The sequence below is a fragment of the Sporosarcina psychrophila genome (assembly GCF_001590685.1).
Taxonomy (GTDB): Bacteria; Bacillota; Bacilli; order Bacillales_A; family Planococcaceae; genus Sporosarcina; species Sporosarcina psychrophila.
This window is the reverse complement of sequence record NZ_CP014616.1, coordinates 4,403,636-4,424,888: the sequence shown is the minus strand read 5'-3', so window position 1 is coordinate 4,424,888 and position 21,253 is coordinate 4,403,636. Positions and strand designations below refer to the sequence as shown.

Genomic DNA, 21,253 nt, shown 5'->3' with positions numbered 1-21,253 from the left:
CCCCCTCGTGGAGCTGGTAATTTGGAAACAGCTTCTTACTATACTAGCAAAGCATATTGAAAGCAACCAATCGATGTATTTAGTATTTTCTCTTATAGCGATTTCCATACCTTTAACGGAACGATACCCTATCTTAAATAAAACAAAACCGGCTGAAAATCCGTAGATTTTCAACCGGTTTTTCAATCTTCATCTTTAATGTCACGATCGGGTGGAATAGGTTCGTTCCGCCATTCATCGATTTGGTGTTTTAACATTTCGAGCTGTTCTAAATAGAGTCCAAACTGATCTTTGTTAATAAGGAATTTTTCACCATCATGGACGGAACGGATGCGACCTTCCCGCACGTACTTTTCTACTTGTTCGACAGGCATACCTAGATGTTCAGCGGTTTCTTGGATTGTTATGTACATCGATCCATCTCCTTAAAAAATCCCTCTATTTCAATCGCTAACAGTGAAATGGAGGGGATGGGTTATGTTAAATAAGTTTTTCGAATTTCAAACGTTTATTTAAAATCATCATAATCGGAATCCCGATAGCCATAACGACGAATTCACCTATTGCGACTGTTAACCAGGTAAGTAGGAAAGGCAGTTCTAATGCTAGATTCAACTCGAAAGCAATGATGAACATTGTAAAGGTAAAAACAAGCGTGTTGAAGACCATTCGCTTGAATATTCCAGATATGAATTTAGCAGAGAAAATCGTAATTGAAAGGGCTAGGATTGATTGGCTTACCCCAAAAAATAAGTCATACATACCAAGTGGGGAAAATAAGTTTGTCACAAATACACCAAGCACAATTCCAAATATGAGCTTTTTATTGAACACGACAAGATGGTTGAACATCTCAGGGATTCTAAATTGGATGGCTGAGTATGCTAATGGTGCTATTAATAGGGAAACAGCTACATATAAAGCGGCGATAATCCCGCTAATGGCCATTGTTTTTATTTTCATTATTCATTTCCTCCTAGTTTTTTTAGCGTGGGATGGTTGACGAACCACGTGTTAAAAAGCCTGCAATCCAGTGTATCATAGTGTTTTTGATTCGTACATGTCAATACGTGTGAAAAATGAAGAAGTAAGAATTTGGATAGGATAAATATCGATGTTCGAAGTCTTGTTGCAGCCATGGAATAGCTGGGTATAAATGATTGAGAAAAGTGTAGGAAAGATGAATGTGGTTAATTAGGGCAAGGGAAAAGAGCTATCAACCTCTAGGGGAAATAGCTCTTCTTTGGGAGTTTAATGAATTTTCTAACCTTTCTGATCTAAAGGTTTGTTCGCTTTGCCATCCAGTTCCGTATGGCAGTAATAACTTCTTTTAATTCCATCCCGCTGTCCGTTAGCTCATATCCAACTATAGTAGAAGAAGGCTCAAGTTGTTTTTTTGTAACGAGGCCTTCTTTGATTAATTCATTCAACCGTTCTGTTAAAAGTCGATCTGATATCCCTGGAATACCTTCAGTGATTTCATGAAATCGCTTGGGTCCGGACATTAGTGTATAAATAATTACCCCCATCCATCTCTTACCAATAAATTCAATTGTATCGTGAAAGTTGTTGCAGACATGTGATGAATTCCCACAATTTTTCGGTTGATTCACTAGTCGAACCTCCATTCTGCTTTATCTTTCATCTATCTTAACATGTATCGTTAGGGTTGACATAACAAACTTACTAATGGTAAGTTGAATATAGGTACTTACTATTAGTAAGTTTTAGAAAGGGAGGCAATACAATGACTACAACATTGAACTCACATTTATATAGTGTAATGAAGGACAGAAAATCGGTAAGAGTGTTCGATCCGAACGCTACAATCGCAAAAGAGGAAATTGCAGAAATGCTGAAGCTGGCAACAATAGCTCCATCATCTAGTAACCTGCAATCTTGGAGTTTTATAGTTATCCAAGACCCCGAGGTGAAGAAAGAACTGCAAGTAATCGCTAACAATCAAGTCCAGGTGGGGGATTCATCTGCCGTTATCGCTGTCTTAGGTAATATCGATGCGTATAAAAAGGTGGAGCAAATCTATACACAAAACGTTGCAGAAGGTCATATGGATGAGTCGATTAAAGATCGTACGATTGCCAGTACGAATGCGGTCTATCCAACTATTCCAAGAGAGGCAAGAATGAATATCGCTTCTTTCGATGCGGGGCTAGTTTCTATGCAATTGCTGTTGATTGCCAAAGAAAAAGGCTATGATACTTCAACAATAGGTGGCTTTGATAAAGTGAAATTTGCTGAGAGATTCGACCTTCCTAGTGATCAATTCCCAATTGTACTGATTGCCTTAGGAAAGGCCGCTGCCCCGGCATACGGGTCTTCCCGCTTGCCTTTAGATGAAGTTGTGCGTTTTATATAAGAAATTTCTTGCCCGGGATGCTACATGCATTTCGGGCTTTTTTGTATACAGATTTTTAGTTTATATTAATAACAATTATTGACATTATGTTAAGTTGTATTTATGGTTAATACTAATTAACTGTTAATCGGAACGAAAGAAGGTGTTGTAATGGATTCTAGGTTATCTAACAATATGAAAGAGATTATTAAACGTAGAAGAGATGAATTGCAATCAGATTCCGAATACCAAGATGTGATTGAAAATAGGCATCTGTAAAACAAGTGAGCTAACGACAAGGTTACGAATTACGTCAAGTACTGTAAGCCAATTATTAAACAGACCTGAGAAAAATCAATAAAGAAAATCGTAGGGAATTGAAAATAAAACTCGATCAATTAAGAAGGATAGCCTATTTCGAAAAACTTACATAAATTGAGCAAACGATTAACGAAAAGTAGTAGGAAAAGTTAGGGAAAGTTAGGAATGAAGGATATTCAGGAGTTACATCGTATATTTCAAAAGTTGGAAAACATTATAACTCAAAAAAAGTGAGGTGGATAACATGGTATATAAAAGGGAATCAATCCATATTGTATGGCTAATCTTATTATTACTTGTTTTGGCTTCTAATTTTGCTTTATACCGCTCTTCCTTTGGGCTTAACCTGTTGCCTACAAAAACGAATGGTGTCGTGCTAGGTTCCATCCTTGATTTAACCATTGTGGCACCCGTTTTATTTTTAGCTTGGCAACGTAAAATGAGTTGGAAGTATCTCATTGTGTTGATGGCTGGGGGCCTTATGGTTGCACGCTTTATGATTCCGATGGAGTATTTAGCTCCTTTTAAGACGATTACGTTAGCAGGTTTTGTAATAGAAGGTGCACTCGTTTTACTTGAAGTTCTGTTGTTAGTAACTCTTTTTAAATATTTACCCGAAATCATTCAAACGGTGAAGAAAAGCCCTTTACCACTTTTATTTTCTTTCTCTCATGCAGTGGACGAAAAGGTAAGAAAGCATCCGATTATTCAAGTGATTTGTTCGGAAATGCTCATGTTTTATTATGCTTTTTGTATTTGGAAAAAGAAACCGCAAGAAAAAGACAATACGTTCACACTCTACAAAAAATCAAGTTTAATCGCCTTTCAAGTGATGATGATCCATGCAATTGTGATTGAAACAATCGGTATTCACTGGTGGTTGCATGACAAATCATTTATTTTATCGCTTATTCTGCTAGTGATAAACATCTACTCAGTCCTGTTATTTTTAGGTGATATTCAAGCACTACGCTTCAATCCTTTGCAGATAGAGCATGAAAGTATGTATGTTTCTCTAGGTTTGATGAAGCGTATGGAAATCCGATGGGAAGATATTGAGGAGATAATAGAAGACCCTGATGTATTGGAACAAAAATTTTCGAAGAATACGATTGATTTTATTGCACGTGATTTTGAGAAAGTGTACCCGAGTGTCCTATTAAAGTTGAAATATCCAGTAGAAGCGACACTGTTGATGGGGGTAAAGAAATTCTATGATCAAGTAGCTATTCGAGTAGATGATTCGGAGAGGTTTAAAGAACTGGTGAAGCAAAAGTTATGAAGATAGATGTTGTATCTCACCGGTTTAGCTAGGTTCGTATAATCACTTGTGGATTCAATTAAGTAGAATTAAGGTATTGGAGAATTTGATTTATGTGGTATCTTCTACTGTAGAGAGAGTAAGGGGGGATCACTTTGTCACAACGTATTTCATATCTAGTCGTGCTGGTAGGTGCGATACTTTGGGGGACGACTGGCACAGCCCAAACATTCATGCCGCAAACGATTCATCCGTTGGCAGTTGGGGCATCGAGGCTTGCTATAGGGGGTTTTTCGTTACTAGTTATTTTGCTCATTATGCGTAAAATCGATTTTCGAAATTGGCCGTGGAAATCTACCCTGTACGCAGCTATTTCAATGGCTATTTTTCAATATTTATTTTTTTCTTCTGTAAGACTAACGGGGGTTGCTATAGGCACGGTCGTCACAATCGGAAGTGCTCCAGTTTTTTCTGGAATCATTGAATGGTTACTATTGAAACGCCGTCCGACCCGGGTGTGGATCATGGCGACAGCACTTGCAATTATAGGGTGTGCACTGCTCTTTTTAAATAGAGATGGGATTGTTGTCAATCCAGTGGGAATCGCGATGTCACTTGGAGCTGGATTGTTGTTTGCCTTTTATACACTTGTCAATAAAGACGTACTAGACAAGGTAGATCCTGTGCCTGCTGTTGCGGTTATCTTTTCGATGAGTGCGATAATGCTCATGCCATTCTTGTTTTTATTCGAAACGGAAGGGCTTATGACGGGGCGTGGAATTTCTGTTGTGTTGTATCTTGGGATCGTCACAACCAGTGTGGCATATATCCTGTTTTCTGCCGGATTGAAACGGATACCTTCATCGTCAGCAGTCACCCTGTCACTTGCTGAACCACTTACTGCTGCTATATTGAGTGTGATTGTTGTAGGTGAACGACTGACAGGAACGTCGTGGATGGGTATTGCGATGTTGCTTGGTGGAATTCTTGTGTTGACGTTGAGTGGTAGGAAAGTGAAAGTTTGAACAGTCTTGTTTGTTTTTGAAATTCAAAATACAGGAAGCTTTAAAGGCTTCCTGTATTTTTTTGATTTCTCGATTTGGAATAAAGCTTTGTAGTGATAAAACCGACCAAGATTAGCATCGTTGCTAGGATTCCACCTTCTAGGCCGAATGCACCACCAGTCAGCCAATCATGTCCCTCGGCTAGTTCAACGCTATAGATGCCATTTGGTGCTGTACCGCTTACCGCAAATCCAAAAACATTCCCTTGGAAGTAGTTCCACGTAATATGATAACCAATCGGTAGCCACAAACTTTTTGTGGCGTCAAACATATAAGCGAATAAAAGCCCGACCAGTGCAATATTCATTAATCCTAAAAGACTTACATTTGGATTTGCACCATGGGCGATGCTGAAAATTAAAGCGGATGCTACGTAGATAATCCACTTTTTATTTCCCCTACTTGCCATGGTGGACATGACATATCCTCTAAAGAACATCTCTTCAAAGATTCCGACAAGAATAAATAGAACTAGAAAAGTAATCGTAAATATTGAGAAATGAGGGTTTGACAATGAATTAAGGAGTGTCACATTGCCGGTCGCCATCAATACAATAAAAATAAAGATAATCGATAATGCACCAAGAAACAGTCCAAACCATAAGTCTTTCAACGAACCTCTAAAGCCGAGCTCTTTCATGGAACCCTTATTTATAAAACGCCATAGTAAAAAAGTAATCACTATTCCACCGACTGTACCACCGCCTTGCATTAAAAGGAAAATCCAAGGGTGTGAATCGAAAGCAGTTTGCATATCGAGATAACTAAATCCCTCACTAAAAGGTGCTTCAGTGAACATCAATAAAAGAATCCCTGGAAGTGAGAATAACTGTTGAACAATTAGCATGGCTATAAAAGTTAGTAAAATAAGCCAGCCAGCCCTTACTTGACCTGATTGGTTTTTAAACATCTTATCCCTCCCAATTTCCACTGTTTTCATACCGAATAGTCGTGAGCTGTCTGTCGCGGTTGTGCTTGCCGAATGGCTGCAAGTAGTAGAAGAAACATGATATCCATAACTAAGGCGCCCATTGTCAGCATGAATGTAAGTGTGATCCATTGGTCCTCAGCTATATTCATGGAAAATGACATGAGCATAAGCACGGATAAGTGGATAGCTATATAAAATGTATAGACACTTTTCGTCTGGTTTATCAATGCTTGATTAGCATAGTCATTGACAATACTTTTTAGAACAGCGAAAAGAAAATAGGCGACAATCAGTTTTAGGACGAGTAAAGCAAGTGAATAGACTTCCCAAATACCGAGATAATGCGCAGAAAGATTAACGAAAATTGCCGGGAAAGAAATGACTATGCCTAGTCCAGCTACGATTCCTGCTTTTTTTGCATGAGGATATTTATCGATAAGCATGAAGCATCCGGAGTAAATCAAATAATATCCGACAGGGTCAGCTAGCCAATCAAAACCAATATGGACCCGGAAAAAAATGAAAAGATACCCCCAGAACATATACCTTAATGCTTTATCCATTGGTATCCCCCCTTGTTTTCTCCTTGATAATTGCATTGACATCTTTTTGTTCCAAATAAGGTTGATGATTGAATCTGACGGTTGTTGAGAAAACCCTGCCTGACTCTGACTTTCCGGAAATATGTATACTTAAATCAAATACTGCTTTGAGGTTTTTAGAAATGCTACTGTACACGCTTAGTCTTTCACCATTCTTCAAGTCGAATGGAAGTTGAACATTTTTCAAATCTAGCCCAGGCAACTTCCTCCACTCTTTTTCCATCGGATCGAGAAACTCTTTCTCAGTGGTCTGGGAAACTGTAGGGTTACTCGGCGAGTTTATTTTAATAAGGAAATTATCCTGTAAGACTTCTTGATATGAACCTTTAATTGTATCGACTGTAAGGGGCTCAGTAGCTCGATAATCTGCGTTATTATAGTTACTACCCATCATTGTACTTACTTGTTCGAGGGGGATTCTTTCATTGAAGTACGGAAAGATATTCACGATGCCAATGGGGGTTGTTATCTTTTTTCCATTTGAAAAAAAGATGTCCATTTCAGTGAAAGAATAAATTTCAGGAACAGAGGGTTGTTCTAAGTCGAACCTCACATTGACACTTCTTAATACATGATTATTAAATGACTGTCTATTTTGAATTCCTTCGTCTGCAAAATAAGGGTCTTCTGGATAGCCGATTAGTTCACCAGTAGAAACAGACGAGACTACTGAAGAGTCATTCTTGTTCGTTAAATAATAAAACGTTATATATATATAATCCTGCAACTCCACATCAATATAATGATCCAAGAAAATAGGCTTATCTAGTTGCTTGGAGTGAGCGTAAATAGAGTTTGAAATCCAACTTATACCAATCAGAATTAGTGCGATCCAAAAAAAACGGGGTTTCATAATATATCCTCCTTTGTTTGTTAATTGGTATATTACCTTAGTATACCAAATGGAAATGACCGAGTGACTGTCACCTGGTCATTTTTTCTTGAAACAGCCTAATTTTACCTAATAAAAAAACACCCTCCTGTGTAGTTAGTTTAGTTACTAACTGAATCTATACAGGGGGTGTATATTCAAGTTTTACATGGTTGTATTAGGGCTACTGAACTTTATTAAACTTGCTGAGTTTTCATCACTTTGTTCATAAAAAATGCACCTAGAATTGCGACCAAACAAATTGAGCCTACTATCCAAAATGCCAAAGAATTTACCCCACTGAACACTTGTTGATAAAATAGAGCTCCAAATACTCCACCAAGTAATGGGCCAACAATTGGAACCCAAGCATAATGCCAATCGGATGATCCTTTTCCGGGAATCGGTAAGAAAAAGTGAGCTATTCTTGGACCTAAGTCACGTGCAGGGTTAATCGCAAAACCGGTTGTTCCCCCAAGTGACAAACCAATGGAGAGGACAAGAAATCCGATGATTAGTGGATTAAGTCCTTCCGTAAATTCATTTGCACCAATCGCTAATATCCCGAGGACGAGTACGAATGTACCGATCATTTCACTTACTAAGTTGGAAAGAGGCTTTCTTATGGCCGGAATAGTTGAAAATATAACTAACTTTTGGTCTTTATCGCTTGTTTCTTCCCAGTGTGGTAAATAGTTAACGTAAACAATGACTGCTCCGATAAAAGCACCAATGAGTTGAGCTAAAATATACGACGGAACATTTGCCCAAGGAAAAGCCCCAATTACGGCTAATCCTACTGTAACTGCCGGATTAATATGGGCGCCACTTATCCCGCCTACGGCATAAATAGCTATTGCTACAGCGAGACCAAAGCCCATCGTGATCACAATCCAACCGGAATTTTGTGCTTTAGTTTTATTAAGCACGACTCCGCCAACAACACCGCAACCTAAAATCACTAAGATCATCGTTCCAACTAATTCACCTAAAAATGCCGACATAGGAAATCCCCCCTGATTGTCGATACGGGATAGAAAAACATCCACAGCTCGTTTTCGAAATTCCGAAGATTTTGTCGTGGATGTTATCATCTATGTTAAAAGAGTTATCTCTTTATCAGTCCGTGTGGATCGATAACGAACTTTTTCGCTGCGCCTTTATCAAAAACTTGGTAGCCATTCGGTGCCTCTTCTAATGAAATAAGCGTAGCATTTACTGCCTTGGCAATTTGGGCTTTCCCGCTCAGTATTGATTTCATTAAAAACTCATGGTACTTCATGACAGGAGTTTGTCCCGTAACGAAATGATGTGCTTTTGCCCAGCCTAATCCCATTCGGATTTTCAGCGTCCCAAATTTGGCATCTTCATCAGTTGCTCCTGGATCTCCAGTTACGTACAAACCTGGAATTCCTAATTTGCCTCCAGCACGTGTCACTTCCATAATTGAGTTAAGAACAGCTGCAGGTGCTTCTCCTCGATTAGGTCCGTTACCATGCGCTTCAAACCCGACGCAGTCAACAGCACAATCGACTTCAGGAGTACCAAGTATTTGGGCAATTTGTTCGCCTATATCATCATGCTGACTAAGGTTGATCGTTTCACATCCAAAACTTCTCGCTTGTGCCAATCGATCTTCAATCATATCTCCTACAATGACACATGAAGCACCGAGCAGTTGTGCTGAATGAGCGGCTGCTAATCCTACTGGGCCAGCGCCAGCTATATATACAGTCGACCCGATTGTGACTCCAGCACTGTATGCTCCGTGAAATCCTGTTGGAAAAATATCTGATAGCATAGCAAGGTCAAGAATTTTTTCCATCGCTTGTGCTTTATCTGGAAACTTTAGGAGTTGGAAATCAGCGTAAGGAACCATTACATACTCCGATTGTCCACCGACCCAACCACCCATATCAACATAACCGTAAGCTGATCCAGGACGGTCTGGATTTACGTTTTCACAAATATGAGTGTCTTGTGATTTACAATTTCTACAGCGACCACAAGCAATATTAAAAGGCACGGAGACAAGATCTCCGACTTTCATGAATTCTACGTCCCGACCTGCCTCAATGACTTCGCCGGTAATTTCATGTCCTAATGCTAGACCGCTTGGTGCAGTTGTCCTACCGCGCACCATATGTTGATCACTCCCGCAAATATTTGTAGCAACGACTTTTAGAATGACACCGTGATCACACTTACGTCCGACATTTAATGGATTTACCCCGGGTCCATCTCGTAACACCAAGTCGGGAAAGCCAATATTTTCGATTGAAACTATTCCAGGCTTATTGTATACAACAGCACGGTTTGACATTAACATTACCCCCAATAGTAGTTTGTCCTTGCACCCTATCAATATGTAAGTCTCTGTCCAAACATGCAATAATCATTTGAATTGATGGGGACAGTCACTTAGCTAATTCAAAAGCAAACACAAACACAAAAGTTTGGATTAACGTGTTTGTTTGGAATCTTGATACAACACATCTTAAGACTTTCTTCATAATTACAATTGGTAAATGTTAAGATTTGGCGGGTACAATTGGTATCATAGAGTTAAGAAAAGCGAGGTGCGGAAGATGGCGAAGTTCACGGTGTTGGTAGCGGATGACGATCAGGATATCCGTGACGGGATTGAAATTTATTTAAAAAATGAAGGATACGACGTACTAAAGGCGGCGGATGGCAAAGAGGCGATCGAGTTATTGGAGTCGAACGACGTCCATCTTCTCATTCTCGACATTATGATGCCGAATATGGATGGTATTACGGCGACATTCAAAATTCGGGAAGTGCGCAATATCCCGATTATCATGTTAAGTGCAAAAGCAGAGGATTCAGATAAAATTCACGGTTTGTCTGTGGGAGCCGATGACTATGTGACCAAACCGTTCCATCCAATGGAATTGATGGCACGTGTGAAGTCTCAATTACGTCGATATATTCAATTTGGTACATATGACGGTCAGAAAAAAGTAGAAATCGACGGACTTGTTCTTGATGAAGAGGCGAAGGAAATAACCGTCGATGGTGATGTAGTAAAGCTGACTCCTATCGAATACAAAATCACAGAATTACTGATGAAGAATGCAGGACGTGTGTTTTCTATCAGTGAAATCTATGAACGGGTTTGGAACGAGGCGGCGTACAATGCTGAAAATATTGTCGCAGTTCATATTCGTAAAATTCGTGAGAAAATCGAAGCAGATCCGAAAAATCCAAGGTATGTAAAGGTGGTATGGGGCATTGGTTACAAAATCGAAAAATGATTATACTACTTTCTGGTCGATTCTTGCAATTGTTATAGCGGCACTGAGTATTGGTTACTGTTTCTCCTATATCATCGACTTGGTAGGCAATGGTGTGGAGCGTTCTAGTCGGGCCATCGCTTATCTCACACGGCTGATGAAAGGGAGTGTATGATGGTGAAAAAGAAATATGGTATACAAATTGTTGTGTGGACTTCATTAGCGGTATTATTTTTAACGGCATTGCTTTCAGTGACAGGTGGTAACTTACGTTATATTGGTAAGAGCTATGTAGAGTCGAATGATTTTCAATGGGAAATGAATAACTTTTATGGAAATCTTACTCAAGTTGTTTTGAATCCGATTGATATAGAAGCGGAGAAAAAACGGATTACAGTTACTAAATCCGAAATCGAAGAGCATCGTAATTACTATGGTACTCTTTCTGAGCAGATTGGTAATATTGAAGTGCAATATACGCAACGAATCACCGATGCGGAAGCGGTGAAAAGTGAAAAGCTGAAAGCGACATTGATAGAAGAGCGCGATGCGAAAATTGACGACATTCGGAAGAACTTTGAATCGGACGCGCATGTAGAAGTAAAGATCCGTGCAAGTAAAGAGAAACAGCTAGAAGAAGAGTTGCAGCGACGCATTCAGAACACCGAGGAAAATCTTTATTTTCCTGTTGTTTATGAGTTAACGGATAGTCAAACGGGAGAAAAGTTCACTTCAGGAGATATCCATGTTACGACGGGCTATAAAGAGACTTTCAGTGCGGAGGAAGGTTATCTCTTTGCGGCGCCTGATCAGTTGGATGACTTTTATTATGATAGTTATTCGTCAGAGGCCTATGAAAGTGGAGTTTCGGCGTTCAGAGATACTGTTTCAACCGTAACAGAAGAGACTGCGTCAGAGCATGCACAAGACGCCGCTTTGGAGTCTACTCAGCCACAAACTGTGAAGAAATTTGAGGGGACTGTAGTTGTACCGCAAAGTGCATTGCAGAAAGGTTCTCTGGGTAAAAATGTAAAACAATATAATCAAAAACAGTTAATTTTATATGTCCTTTGGACGCTTGGTATACTTGCTTTAGCGGCTTTGCTGACAGTTATACGTTTCAACAAGGAATGGGTCACGACAAGCTATTATGTAGAGAGATACCAACGGCAGAAAATTGACCTGAAAGCAGCATTGCTATTGCTTTCAGCTAGTGTTTTTTGGGTTTTATTAGGAAATGCTGTAGGGCGCTATGTCACATTTTTTACTCATTATAGATTAGAATCCGGAGTCATTCTCGGAATGACGCTTGTCATTTTAATGGTCTTCCTATGGGCGATAGTATTCCAATTGGTCCTACTTGTAGAGCGTGTAAAAGTTAGGGGTGCGCTAATACAGGATATTAAAGAGAGTTACAGTATGAGGTTCATACTTGCGTGGCAAGGGATGTTCTTGAATCGATCCATTGGTATTCAAATGTTCCTACTGTTAATTGGTTTTTTCCTAGCAGGTATCGGACTTTGCATTGTCCTCATCCAACCTATATTAATTATGATTTATATTCCGCTTGTCTTGTTTGCTGGATTGCCATTCCTCTATATCTTTGTGAGAAGAACAGCGTATTTGAATCGCATTATGGTTGCTACGGAAGCGATGGCGAATGGGCGATTGCACAAAGAAATTGATATTGAGGGGAAATCACCACTAGCGGAACACGCAAAGAATTTGAATAATCTTCGTGAAGGTGTCCATATTTCCGTGACTGAACAGGCGAAAAGCGAACGACTGAAAACAGAACTAATTACGAATGTCAGTCATGATCTCAGGACTCCATTGACATCAATTATTACCTACACGGATCTCTTGAAAAAGGAAGACATTACAGCTGAAGAACGTACAAAATATGTAGACATTTTAGACAAAAAGTCACAGCGTTTGAAGACGTTAATCGAGGATTTATTCGAAGTATCGAAAATGGCAAGTGGTAACTTGGAGCTTAACAAGCAGCGTGTTGATATGACGCAATTACTCCAACAAGCCCTTGCAGAGCACGAAGAAGAAATCTCGAAATCAGGACTGGATTTTAGGGTGAATTTCCCTGAAGCTGCACTCGTTGCCTATGTGGACGGGAAAAGATGGTGGCGCGTATTGGATAACTTGATTGTTAATGCCATCAAGTACACATTGCCGGGTACCCGTGTCTATATTACGCTTCGAAAAGTAGGGGATACGGCCGAATTCGTCGTGAAAAATGTGACGAAGTATGAGCTCGGTGAAAATATCGACGAATTATATGAACGCTTTAAACGGGCGGATACATCACGCCATACAGATGGTTCAGGACTTGGTCTTGCGATTGCGCAATCCATCGTTGATTTGCATAATGGGAATATGAAAATCGAAGTAGATGGGGATTTATTCAAAGTAACGGTCGTCGTGGCGGCGGTTTAACAAATAGATATACAAATAATAAGCTGTATGCAAAGCCCTTATAGAAGGGGAATGTGTACAGCTTTTTTTGTCATGCGGCCTTATTCAATAGAAGTACATGATATAGACACCGATAAGTAGTACACCAATATCTGCACACATGTGAATCGTCCAAGAGGGCAAAATTGTTCCGCTTTTTTCATTGGCAAGTTGAAAGATAACTCCACCAACCCAGAGCCCTGTTACAGCGAGTATAAGAAGAGCTGAGCTGAACCATGGAAGAAAAATTGAAATATGATAAATGGCAAAGAGGAATGACGGTAAAATAAACCGAATCCGAGATTTGCCAACAAGATTTGGCAACAGACCGCGGAAGTAAAATTCCTCTAACATCGAATTGCCGAACAGTATATAGAGAGCGATGAACGGGAATGTTGTAGTCGTTATACCTGCACTAGCAAGGTCAACTAGAAGTGCAGCAATATCTATGAAAGGCTGTAAGATGATGAACGCCGCAAAGATAATCCCCATAATCGCAACTCCAGAACCAATCGCAATCAACATGCTTTTTCGATCAGTTTGGACCAAGCGTAAGAATGGGAATCCCGTCTTGCGGAATAATAGGAGTGGGACGAGCAGGAATAGAGTCACTTTCGCCGCCGTTTTCCAGATGTATGTAACTTCTACTGATTGTTCAATCCACAGTAGAAAAGTGATGCTGAATAACGATAAAATAATTCCCCGTATCACAGTAGATCCTCCAATCATTGATTCAGTATTGGACGACCAAATAATGTCTAAAGTTTCATTAAAATTAATAAAATGGAAATATGGAAAGGGAGCGCTTATCAAGCGCTCCCTAAGAAAAAAAACTATATATGTTGACCAAATAAATACCCATATAAATTGAGCGAAGGCGCCTTTTAAGGGGGAGCCAAAGTCATAAGACTGGCAGCATCCCCTAGCGCAGTAGCAAATTCAGTGGTTTCTTTATTTCAACATATATAGCAAGTATGCTGGTACTAGATGCACAACATCCTTAATTAACCAATGAAGCAAGCACCGATAATAATTAACAGGATGAAAAGCACAATAATTAACGCAAATGAGCTTCCGCTCTCATATCCTCCGTATTGACCCATTGTCAACACTCCTTTCATGAATGGTCTAATTTAGCTTATGCAAATAGATTACTAGGCACTAAGTACAAACGCCTTTACGACTGCCAAAGAAATAATTGCTTTTGGTTATTTAGAAGAATAGTTTAGCTGACAAGTAGATGGATAGACGTGGTAATTGGAGTGGCCATCCTGCTGTCTAGTATGGGATTCTACTTGCTTGTTTAATGAAATGTGTTGTATCATTAGTTTAAAATATGGGAATAGAATCACTATTCGAAGAAGGAGGATCAATAGATACTATGACAAAATCAGATGGTAAGTACCCAAACAAAGAAGATCTTGAACCGAAAGTGAAAGGGGTAGCTAATTCCGATGAGCTTCCACTCGCGGATCCATCCGATTCGAATACATCGGATGTCTTTAGAAAAAACACCTTGGACAAGACTGGTGAGAATGAACAGTCAGCATACGGAACATACAAAACGGACACGGGTTATAATAAGCCAAGGTCGGGCGAACAATACCCTTTTGGTGAAAAACATCAAGAAGATAACAAGTTTGATCAAGAAACACACGAAAAATGGAATAAAGAGAAACCGAACGAAGATCCATTTAAACCATAACTTAGTAGCGGTCGTCCCTTTGTGGAGCGACCGTTTTGATTTGTAGATAAGATGCGGTAGAGTAGAAGAGAAGCAAAGAAAGGGATGATTGTCATCGAAACAATGAATCAGTTAAAATTCACACGTATTTATACACTTGGCCGTCTTGTAAAGTCAAAAGCAGAAGCTTGGGATGCACAACCAACAGGATTCAATAACACGATTCGTTGGAATGCGGGTCATATTTTTGTAACGATGGAAACACTCATTCAAAAAGCGGTGGAAGGTTATGAACCTGTCCATCCCGAATGGATCTCTCTTTTTGTGTCGGGATCAGGCCCTAACGACTGGGAAGGAAATGCTCCATCAACAGACGAGCTCCTCGCGGCATTAGAGGAACAACCAGAACGTGTCGTTAAAGCGCTCGAAGGTAAACTAAGCAATACGTTACAGGAACCGATGTCAATTGGACCCTTACATACAATGGTGACAGTTGAGGCAGTCGTTCAATTTGCAGTGTGGCATGAAGGCGTTCATGCAGGCATGATTAATGCTTTGAACCGTTTGGCTTCAGAATAATTCTAAAGCAAAAGCGTAAGCCTCTAGGCGCTAGAGTCTGGGCGTGAAATATCGCCTTTCTCAGGTTATCCTCGGGCCGATAATTATATAATTTCCTGCATTAAAAAAAGCAGTCATCACACGTCCGTTTTAATCTGACGTAAGATGACTGCTTTTCAATTTACTAATTCATGCTTAAATGCATAAATGACTGCTTGTGTCCGGTCTTGCACTTCTAGTTTAGATAATAGATTGCTAACATGTGTTTTCACTGTTTTCAGTGCAATAAATAAATCATCTGCGATTTCCTGGTTCGTTTTACCTTTCGCAAGGTGCAATAATACTTCAAGTTCACGTTCCGTCAACTCATCATGGGGCTGCCGTTCATTGCCTGCTCGCATTTTGCGCATCATTTTTGTTGTGACTTCAGGTTCCAATACTGTTTGTCCTTTTAATGTTTCACGGATGGCCTCTGCAATTCGCTTCGCATTCGATGTTTTTAATATATAGCTGATTGCGCCTGCTTCGAGTGCTGGATATACTTTGTCATCATCTAAAAAACTTGTCACGATAACGATTTTTGCTTCCGGCCACTCCTTAATGATGGCAGCAGTTGCTTCGGCACCGTTCATTTCCGGCATCACCATATCCATCAATATAATATCGGGGCGTAACTCAAGTGCTTTTCCTACGGCTTCGCGCCCATTTACCGCTTCGCCGATGACTTCCATATCGGGCTGAATCTGTAGATAGGCAGAAACACCGATTCTCACCATTTCATGGTCATCCACTAACAGGATCTTGATCATTCGGTCCATCTCCTTTTCGAGCAGGTAATTTCACTTCCACAATCGTCCCTTGTGAGGGAACGGAAACGATTTTGCATGTTCCACCGATTTCAATTGCACGTTCTTTAACGTTTTGCAGACCATATGAGCCGCCTTTTCCATCACTATCTTTGAATCCGATACCATTATCTTGCACCCGGAAAATTGCGAGCCCGTCTCGTTCCACAAATAGCACATCGACTTCCGTGGCTTGTGCATGGCGCAGTGTATTGGACAGCGTCTCCTGCGCGATTCGGAATAACTGGTCTTCCGCACCTTTTGATAATGTCACTTCTTCCAAACGGAATCGGATATCGAATAGCACTTTTTCCCTTAATTCAATTAAAAGTTCTTCAAGTCCTTCGGCAAGTGATTTGTTATTCAAGGGCGCCGGTCGTAAATGGAGTAGCAAGGCGCGCATTTCCAGTTGCGCCTGTTGGACGATTCGCTCGACTTGGAGTACCGGTTTTTGTGCTATAGCAACTTCATTATTTTCCGTAATAGCGGATAATAGCATCGATGCGGCGAACAGTTGCTGGGATACAGAATCATGTAACTCGCGCGCGAGTCGCTGTCGTTCTTGTATAATTCGTTCTTGGATAAGTTTGTCTTGCTCCTCCGCACGCTCATCTATGATCCGTTGCAGACTTTTTCGCTGCGTATGAATGACCGTTGATACGGTCCCGATTGCCCGGTCCATACGTGGAGAGAACTTCTCGATTGAATCAGTTTCTAGCTCAGTGTCGATCAACCCTGTTATTCTTTGCTCGATTGCTTTCTCTTTTGAACTTCCTAAAAAACCTGTCCATATAGCAATTCCCCAGGCAAGCAAGAAAATAGTTGTCAAAATCCACAAGCCAAGCGAAACATTCGCAAATTGCAATTCATAAAACGCAAACCAACTTTCCTCTATTGGCAAACCAAGAAGAAAATAGATGTACACCGCTGCAATCGCAATAAATAAAATTGATAAAACAAGTCCGCGTCCGATGACTGCCTTCATTTTCGTGTCACCTCGACATCTCCGCCCCAAGTGGAAAGCGTAATGATAAGTTCAGGGGAATCAGCAGATTTTCCTTCATAGCTATCTTTCATATGGAGCGATTCATTAATGAGCCGTTTCCGATAAATATTGAAAAGCTTAGCATCACCGATTAATGTCGTGTAATGAATGCGTACGGGGATTTCGTAAGGTAAGTCAATTTTTATTTTTCCAATACCTTGCCTAACAGAAATTAAAGAAGTTCCTTTTGGCAGTACTGTATCCGTTACATCGATGTGAATATCACCAAAGAATCCGTGGATATGGATGTCCTCCCATTCATAAGACGCAAAGGGGGATGACTGGACGGAAAATAGTTTGTTTTTCCAAATTCCGTTGGGCGTTTCTCGTTGAAGATTTTTGAGAGGACGCATTATTTCTTCCGACGGTACGCCCTTCCATAGTTTTACGAGGACGTAGATGATGACGGTGAAAATGAGCATCCGTAAACTCCACAAAGTGAAAAGTGCCATTGCGATAAAAAACAGGCCTGGTAAAAATAGCAGCTTCGATCGTTTCCGCAAACCGTAATAAATTAGTCCGGCACCAAGAAGGACGAACACGATATTGCCGTTATGAAAGAAAGCTGCCTCCACAAAAATGAGTAGCAGGAAAGTTAGCCCCCAAAATGTGATTTTGCTTGTATCGATTCGTTTCATTTTGTTATTCTCCCTTCTTGAGGTCAGATTATCTGTAAATAAGAAAAAAGGTACGCAACCTCAGTACACCGATTCCTGCGGCGACGGTTGCATACCTGCATCCTACAGTCTATTTTACACAATTTCTACTTCTTTTGCGGATTCTTTCTCTAATGTCTCAAGGCGACGGTCCATTGATGACGTTTCGTACTCACGTTCAATCTTTCCGCCAAGGTTTTCGATATACTTTTTCATATCGCCAACTGATGCCATTTTACTGTCTGCATTTTCAGGAGAGATGATTTGATCCATCCGGTGATGGGCGCGGGTCACATTCTCTTTCCCCATCAATTGCAGCTGACGAACTTTCATATCTTTCACTTTATGTTTCATTTCCTCGAATTTACGCTCCAGTGAAATTAATTCATAAGCCGTTTCCATAACGCTTTCCGAAAGTTCTGCTGCACGCGTATCGTACGCAGCGATTTCCTCCTCGGCAAATGCGATTAAGTCTTCTTCACCAGCAGTTTGTGCAAGTTCAAGCTGACTACGACGTTTTTCTGACATTTTTTCAGCTTCTGCCAACTCTTTCTGCAGTTCTGTTTTTAGTTTGCTTTGACGTTCAAGCAATTTCCCGATTGATTCGGTCTGTTTTTCTGCCTCGCGGATGTATTGATTTAACATGGCAATTGGATTTTTGCTTTCCTTTTTGTCGAGCACCGTGTGAAGATCTGCTTGTACCGAGTATTTAAATCTATTCCAAAGTGAGTTCATAGTTAGTTCCTCCTCATTATTTTGTAATTTCATTCCACTGACGTTCGAAGTTTACGAATGGATCGTCAGTAGGGTTATTGATGATGTTACTGTTTTCTGAGCCATGCCATTTACGCCAAACATACAGAACACCGACTAAAGCAATGATTCCGATGAATGCCGGTACATTTGCTATTGCTGTTAACAAGCCAATGACAAGTACGCCTCCCCAGAACAATTTCAAGATTGTGGAAGTGCTCTTTTTGAAGTAATGGAACCCCGCGTATGCAATCAATGCTGAAAATGCAAGTGCGAGAAGTGATCCGAGATTCGCAAGGGCAACGATTGCTGCTGTAATACCAAGTGCTGCAAGACCTAGTTTTTTCATTTGTTGTTCCTCCTTTCGTTTGTAGCTTAATCTTATAACGATTTCCGGCTCGTCCAAACGGGCGCTAAGCGGATTTCCACCTAGGACTTGAGGCTGATTCGATCTAAGTCATACTAGATTTTGTAAGTGTTTTCATGTATTCTATTATTATAAGAAAAGTTAATTAATTCGGATAACGGGGTGTAGGTATGAAAGAAGTTGTTATTGTTCAGGGGGTTAGAACTGCGGTAGGTAGGAGAAAAGGGAGCTTTTCGGCCTACAGACCTGATGAACTTGCGGCTGTGGTACTTGAGGAACTTATGAAACGCGCAGGGATAAATAAAGAAGACGTGGAAGACGTCATTCTTGGTTGTGTTACCCAATCAGGTGAACAAGGTGGGAATATTGCTAGGACAGCAGCGCTCATCGCCGGATTCCCAATACATGTACCTGGTGTGACAATTGACCGGCAATGCGGATCGAGTCAGCAAGCTGTTCATTTTGCGTCACAAGCTATTCTGTCTGGGGATATGGATATCGTCATTGCAGGTGGAGTTGAAAGTATGACGCGTGCACCAATGATGTCCAATATGGGAGATGCAAAACCAAGTACAAAGCTCCTAGAAAAATATGAAATCATTAATCAAGGACTATCAGCTGAACGAATTGCTGAGAAGTGGGAACTGTCGCGGGAAGAACTAGATCGCTTTTCATTCGAAAGTCACCAAAAGGCGATTTACGCAATTAATGAAGGGAAATTTGAAGAAGAAATTGTTTCTGTTGAAATCACGAAAGAAGATGGCACAACAGAACTATTTTCTAAAGATGAAGGCCCTCGTTCCGAATCGACAACAGCAGTGTTGGCAGGATTACGGACGGTCTTTGATGAAAATGGCGTAATTACAGCGGGTAATGCAAGTCAAATGAGTGACGGGGCATCTGCTGTACTCCTTATGTCACGCGACAAAGCGGACGAACTTGGCGTGAGGCCGATCGCACGCATTGTTGCACGAGCGGTTGTTGGCTCTGATCCGACGTTAATGCTAACTGGTCCAATTGAAGCAACACGGAAAGTACTTGAAAAGGCCGGTCTTACAATAGAAGACATGGATACGTATGAAGTGAACGAAGCATTTGCACCAGTGCCGCTTGCTTGGCTGAAAGAAACGGGTGCTGATTCTACGAAATTGAACCCGAACGGCGGCGCCATCGCACTCGGTCATCCACTTGGCGCGACAGGCACGCGATTACTGGTGTCGATGATTCACGAATTAAAACGGACTGGCGGACGTTATGGGCTACTCGCAATTTGCGAAGGAATGGGTATGGCGAACGCGACAATTATTGAACGTATTTAATTTCATCCAGTGAGGGGTCAAACCCCTGCTAAATGAAATTTAGGTGTATTCGATTAGGGGGATTTAGGTGTGGAAATGGAAAAAATAACGGCAATCGTGACAGGTGGAGCATCCGGTCTTGGGGAGGCCACTGTAAGGAGGATAGTAAACGCCGGAGGAAAGGCAGCTATCTTCGACAGGAATGAAGAGCGTGGACAAGCACTTGCAAGAGAGCTTGGAGAGGAAAGTGTTTTATTCCTCAAAACGGATGTTGCGGATGCGGAAGAAGTGGAAGTAAACGTTGCTTCCGTAAAGGAGAAGTTTGGAGAAGTAACAGCCGTTGTTAATTGCGCAGGTATTGCGACGCCCGGGAAAGTGTTGTCGCGTAGCGGTCCGATGGTGCTTGACCAGTTTGAACAAGTCATTCGAGTAAACCTGATAGGCACATTTAATGTAATTCGTGTTGCGGCGGCCGCAATGCAAGGAAATGAGCCAAACGAAGAAGGGGAACGTGGGGTTATTGTGAATACTGCTTCCGTTGCTGCTTTCGAGGGACAAATTGGACAGGTTGCATACAGTGCTTCAAAGGGCGGCGTTGTTGGAATGACATTACCGATTGCACGTGAACTCGCGGCATTCGGTATCCGAGTGATGACAATTGCACCGGGTCTTGTAGAAACGCCGTTATTCGACGGGCTACCGGAAGCCGCACGTAATTCACTTGCTTCAATGGTACCGTTCCCGAAACGACTTGGGCGACCAGATGAATATGCAAAGCTTGTTGAAAGTATATTTACTAATACACTGCTCAACGGTGAAGTAATTCGGTTGGATGGTGCGATTCGGATGCAACCAAAGTGAGTTGGAAACAATGGTTCGCCGATAAACATGGCAACTCAAACACGTTCCAAAGCA

24 protein-coding genes and 1 riboswitch are annotated in these 21,253 nt (G+C 40.9%); of the genes, 9 read left to right on the top strand and 15 right to left on the bottom strand.

Annotated elements, in window-relative coordinates; translation table 11 throughout:
- Nucleotides 1-182: 182 nt before the first annotated feature.
- From AZE41_RS20685 to AZE41_RS20675, 3 genes are all read right to left on the bottom strand, one after another.
- Entirely contained in the window at nt 183-413 is a 231-nt protein-coding gene (locus AZE41_RS20685) for an excisionase family DNA-binding protein (protein ID WP_067213571.1), read from the bottom strand.
- A gap of 67 nt (nt 414-480) precedes the next feature.
- A complete protein-coding gene (locus AZE41_RS20680) occupies nt 481-963 on the bottom strand; it encodes a QueT transporter family protein (protein ID WP_067213570.1) in 483 nt (160 codons plus the stop codon).
- Nucleotides 964-970: 7 nt separating this feature from the next.
- Nucleotides 971-1,017: riboswitch (PreQ1 riboswitch) on the bottom strand.
- 260 nt (nt 1,018-1,277) lie between these two features.
- Nucleotides 1,278-1,613, bottom strand: coding sequence for a winged helix-turn-helix transcriptional regulator (locus tag AZE41_RS20675; protein WP_231885738.1), 336 nt, complete (start codon nt 1,611-1,613; stop codon nt 1,278-1,280).
- A gap of 134 nt (nt 1,614-1,747) precedes the next feature.
- On the opposite strand from AZE41_RS20675, the gene AZE41_RS20670 reads away from it, so the two are divergent.
- The 3 genes from AZE41_RS20670 to AZE41_RS20660 all read left to right on the top strand — a co-directional run bounded on the left by AZE41_RS20670 (nt 1,748) and on the right by AZE41_RS20660 (nt 4,963).
- Complete coding sequence (locus tag AZE41_RS20670; protein ID WP_067213568.1) at nt 1,748-2,377, top strand: nitroreductase family protein; 630 nt, start codon at nt 1,748-1,750, stop codon at nt 2,375-2,377.
- 544 nt (nt 2,378-2,921) lie between these two features.
- Nucleotides 2,922-3,959, top strand: coding sequence for a beta-carotene 15,15'-monooxygenase (locus tag AZE41_RS20665; RefSeq protein WP_067213567.1), 1,038 nt, complete (start codon nt 2,922-2,924; stop codon nt 3,957-3,959).
- 134 nt (nt 3,960-4,093) lie between these two features.
- Nucleotides 4,094-4,963 carry a DMT family transporter gene (locus tag AZE41_RS20660; RefSeq protein WP_067213566.1) on the top strand — a complete coding sequence of 290 codons (870 nt, stop codon included), beginning with the start codon at nt 4,094-4,096 and terminating at the stop codon, nt 4,961-4,963.
- Nucleotides 4,964-5,003: 40 nt separating this feature from the next.
- Here AZE41_RS20660 and AZE41_RS20655 read toward each other — a convergent pair whose 3' ends face one another.
- The 5 genes from AZE41_RS20655 to fdhA all read right to left on the bottom strand — a co-directional run bounded on the left by AZE41_RS20655 (nt 5,004) and on the right by fdhA (nt 9,735).
- Nucleotides 5,004-5,912 (bottom strand): CPBP family intramembrane glutamic endopeptidase, encoded by a 909-nt coding sequence (locus AZE41_RS20655; RefSeq protein WP_231885737.1) that lies wholly within the window; start codon nt 5,910-5,912, stop codon nt 5,004-5,006.
- 26 nt (nt 5,913-5,938) lie between these two features.
- Nucleotides 5,939-6,496 (bottom strand): hypothetical protein, encoded by a 558-nt coding sequence (locus AZE41_RS20650; RefSeq protein ID WP_067213565.1) that lies wholly within the window; start codon nt 6,494-6,496, stop codon nt 5,939-5,941.
- Nucleotides 6,489-7,388, bottom strand: coding sequence for a hypothetical protein (locus AZE41_RS20645; protein ID WP_067213564.1), 900 nt, complete (start codon nt 7,386-7,388; stop codon nt 6,489-6,491). Before AZE41_RS20645 ends, AZE41_RS20650 begins: the two co-directional genes overlap by 8 nt.
- 215 nt (nt 7,389-7,603) lie before the next feature.
- Nucleotides 7,604-8,410: an MIP/aquaporin family protein gene (locus tag AZE41_RS20640; protein WP_067213563.1), complete on the bottom strand. Its 807-nt coding sequence runs from the start codon at nt 8,408-8,410 to the stop codon at nt 7,604-7,606.
- A 104-nt stretch (nt 8,411-8,514) separates the two neighbouring features.
- Complete coding sequence (gene fdhA, locus AZE41_RS20635) at nt 8,515-9,735, bottom strand: formaldehyde dehydrogenase, glutathione-independent (protein ID WP_067213562.1); 1,221 nt, start codon at nt 9,733-9,735, stop codon at nt 8,515-8,517.
- 259 nt (nt 9,736-9,994) lie between these two features.
- On the opposite strand from fdhA, the gene AZE41_RS20630 reads away from it, so the two are divergent.
- Both AZE41_RS20630 and AZE41_RS20625 read left to right on the top strand, forming a co-directional pair.
- Nucleotides 9,995-10,684, top strand: a complete 690-nt coding sequence (locus AZE41_RS20630; RefSeq protein WP_067213561.1) for a response regulator transcription factor — start codon at nt 9,995-9,997, stop codon at nt 10,682-10,684.
- A gap of 156 nt (nt 10,685-10,840) precedes the next feature.
- Entirely contained in the window at nt 10,841-13,114 is a 2,274-nt protein-coding gene (locus AZE41_RS20625) for a sensor histidine kinase (RefSeq protein WP_197485345.1), read from the top strand.
- An 84-nt stretch (nt 13,115-13,198) separates the two neighbouring features.
- Here AZE41_RS20625 and AZE41_RS20620 read toward each other — a convergent pair whose 3' ends face one another.
- Nucleotides 13,199-13,843 carry a CPBP family intramembrane glutamic endopeptidase gene (locus tag AZE41_RS20620; protein ID WP_067213559.1) on the bottom strand — a complete coding sequence of 215 codons (645 nt, stop codon included), beginning with the start codon at nt 13,841-13,843 and terminating at the stop codon, nt 13,199-13,201.
- Between the two features lie 293 nt (nt 13,844-14,136).
- Entirely contained in the window at nt 14,137-14,235 is a 99-nt protein-coding gene (locus AZE41_RS22420; RefSeq protein ID WP_156476121.1) for a YjcZ family sporulation protein, read from the bottom strand.
- A gap of 278 nt (nt 14,236-14,513) precedes the next feature.
- On the opposite strand from AZE41_RS22420, the gene AZE41_RS20615 reads away from it, so the two are divergent.
- Together AZE41_RS20615 and AZE41_RS20610 are read left to right on the top strand one after the other, a co-directional pair.
- A complete protein-coding gene (locus tag AZE41_RS20615) occupies nt 14,514-14,837 on the top strand; it encodes a hypothetical protein (RefSeq protein ID WP_067213558.1) in 324 nt (107 codons plus the stop codon).
- An 84-nt stretch (nt 14,838-14,921) separates the two neighbouring features.
- Entirely contained in the window at nt 14,922-15,395 is a 474-nt protein-coding gene (locus tag AZE41_RS20610) for a DinB family protein (RefSeq protein WP_231885736.1), read from the top strand.
- Between the two features lie 155 nt (nt 15,396-15,550).
- On the opposite strand, the gene AZE41_RS20605 is transcribed toward AZE41_RS20610, so the two are convergent.
- From AZE41_RS20605 to AZE41_RS20585, 5 genes are all read right to left on the bottom strand, one after another.
- A complete protein-coding gene (locus tag AZE41_RS20605; protein ID WP_067213557.1) occupies nt 15,551-16,183 on the bottom strand; it encodes a response regulator in 633 nt (210 codons plus the stop codon).
- Entirely contained in the window at nt 16,158-17,204 is a 1,047-nt protein-coding gene (locus tag AZE41_RS20600; protein WP_067213556.1) for a sensor histidine kinase, read from the bottom strand. The genes AZE41_RS20605 and AZE41_RS20600 overlap by 26 nt, the downstream gene beginning before the upstream one ends.
- Nucleotides 17,201-17,902 carry a cell wall-active antibiotics response protein LiaF gene (liaF, locus tag AZE41_RS20595; protein ID WP_067213555.1) on the bottom strand — a complete coding sequence of 234 codons (702 nt, stop codon included), beginning with the start codon at nt 17,900-17,902 and terminating at the stop codon, nt 17,201-17,203. Before liaF ends, AZE41_RS20600 begins: the two co-directional genes overlap by 4 nt.
- A gap of 114 nt (nt 17,903-18,016) precedes the next feature.
- A complete protein-coding gene (locus AZE41_RS20590) occupies nt 18,017-18,655 on the bottom strand; it encodes a PspA/IM30 family protein (protein ID WP_067213554.1) in 639 nt (212 codons plus the stop codon).
- A gap of 16 nt (nt 18,656-18,671) precedes the next feature.
- A complete protein-coding gene (locus tag AZE41_RS20585) occupies nt 18,672-19,022 on the bottom strand; it encodes a lmo0954 family membrane protein (protein WP_067213553.1) in 351 nt (116 codons plus the stop codon).
- 188 nt (nt 19,023-19,210) lie between these two features.
- Between AZE41_RS20585 and AZE41_RS20580 the strand changes: the two genes are divergently transcribed.
- The gene (locus AZE41_RS20580) at nt 19,211-20,359 is read left to right on the top strand and encodes a thiolase family protein (RefSeq protein ID WP_067213552.1); all 1,149 of its coding nucleotides are present in this window, start codon (nt 19,211-19,213) and stop codon (nt 20,357-20,359) included.
- A gap of 75 nt (nt 20,360-20,434) precedes the next feature.
- Nucleotides 20,435-21,199: a 3-hydroxyacyl-CoA dehydrogenase gene (locus tag AZE41_RS20575; protein ID WP_067214095.1), complete on the top strand. Its 765-nt coding sequence runs from the start codon at nt 20,435-20,437 to the stop codon at nt 21,197-21,199.
- Nucleotides 21,200-21,253: the final 54 nt, after the last annotated feature.